General features: G+C 52.4%; 1 protein-coding gene. It reads left to right on the top strand.

Going from position 1 to position 508, the window contains the following annotated elements; translation table 11 throughout:
* Nucleotides 1-508: integrase core domain-containing protein (locus PORUE0001_RS07715; protein ID WP_039865800.1), on the top strand; the 508-nt coding region annotated here is incomplete at both ends.

The raw sequence follows: 508 nt of genomic DNA, 5'->3' as shown, positions 1-508 counted from the left end.
CTTATAGCCGCATCATCACAGGCTTTGACCTGCAGCCCACGCTCTCCACAGAGGGCCCCTACAACGCACTAAAACAGACCGTTGACTTCTACCAGAAGCATGGCTTTGACCTCAAAGGACTCATCTTCCATAGCGACCGAGGCTGTCAATACGTCTCCAAGCAGATGACCGACTACGAGGCCAGCCTAGGCATCGTAACCAGCGTTACCCAGACCGGCAACCCTCTCCACAACGCTATGGCTGAGCGACTTAACGGAATCATCAAGAACGACTGGCTCTACAACTTCGAGGATAAGCCCATAGATCAAGTTCGGGAGATCCTCTCGCAAACGATTGCTCTCTATAACACAGCGCGTCCTCATCGAGCCCTCAACAAGAAGACTCCGATGCAGATGCGCATACCAGATTACCCCAACCCTCTAACCACACAACCCTCTAAGAAACAGACATCTAAGAACAATTCCCCAACAGCTCCGAGCCTCAAAACTCCGAGTCCATGCCGCCTAAC

This window comes from Porphyromonas uenonis 60-3, from assembly GCF_000174775.1.
Lineage (GTDB): Bacteria > Bacteroidota > Bacteroidia > Bacteroidales > Porphyromonadaceae > Porphyromonas > Porphyromonas uenonis_A.
This window is presented reverse-complemented; position numbering and strand designations above follow the sequence as displayed.